Consider the following 1,109-nt stretch of genomic DNA (forward strand, 5'->3'; position numbering starts at 1 on the left):
CCAACCACGCGACGGCCGAACAAGTGAACCTGAAACCCCGCCAACCCCTTCTGACCAGCTGATCAGCACCTCCCGCACACCGGGGGAAGCTCAGACGTGCATCGGGTGGGCGTCGTGGTTGGGATTGATGTACTCCCAGATCTCGGTCGAGCCCTCCTCGATGAAGTCCTGGGACGGCGCCTCGAACGGCACCGCGTTGAACGTCATGGTCCTGAACAGCTTGTGCTGGTACACGACCCATTGCCGCCGACGGGTGTGCGGTTCCGGCTTGACCGGTGCGACTGTCGGCAGCCTGAGTTCCTTGGGCGGCCTCGACCTGTCCCCGCCTCCGGACAGTGGTTCGGTGACCCGGAACTCCATGATTTCCCGGATTTCCGGCCCCTCGCCCGGCATGCCGGGGTAGTGGACCGGCGCGTGGTAGTTCACCAGTCTGACCTTCGTGCCCATGGGCACCTGACCGAAGTCGATGATCAGGTCGTACCGCTCGGCCGGCGCGATCAGGAAGTTCAGCATCTGCAACGGGGCGCGGAAACCGCTGTCGGTGCCGATCAGCCAGAACGGCAGTTGGGCCTCAGGCACTGCGTCCCTGGGCTGAGTCTCGAACCTCAGCCGCCAGAAACGCTCGTTCGAAGCGTTGAGAAGGCGCAGCCGGTAGCGCCGCGGCTCGACGGTCAGGAAGGGATACGCCTTCCCGTTTACGACCGGGGTGTCCTCGCCTTCCCTCAGGGTCATGGAGTAGGCGAGCGAGCCGTCCGGGTTGAAGGTCCGGTCCTGCAGGATGAGCGGGACCTCGAATTCGCCTCGCGGCAGCCCGAGCCGCTCGTCGGCGGGGTCACCGATGCGCCAGAGACCGGCCAGGCCCGCGTAGACGTTGAGGCTGGTCATCCCCATGCCGTGATCGTGATACCAGAGCATGCACGAACGGTCGTGGTTGGTGTAGGCGTAGATCGCTTCGTTGGGTTCGACCCGGCCCGGCTCCAGGGTGGTGTAGTCCGCGGCGTGGATGCCGTCCGGACTGAGCTTCCCCCGGTGTGCGGGAGGTGCTGATCAGCTGGTCAGAAGGGGTTGGCGGGGTTTCAGGTTCACTTGTTCGGCCGTCGCGTGGTTGG

Annotated in this window: 1 protein-coding gene; it reads right to left on the reverse strand. The window is 65.3% G+C overall.

The genetic code is table 11. The features are described 5' to 3' along the window. Positions 1–90: 90 nt before the first annotated feature. Entirely contained in the window at positions 91–915 is an 825-nt protein-coding gene (locus tag ACGF12_RS38705; protein ID WP_393041400.1) for a multicopper oxidase family protein, read from the reverse strand. Positions 916–1,109 lie beyond the last annotated feature (194 nt).

This window comes from Kitasatospora sp. NPDC048296 (assembly GCF_043201815.1).
Classification (GTDB): domain Bacteria; phylum Actinomycetota; class Actinomycetes; order Streptomycetales; family Streptomycetaceae; genus Kitasatospora.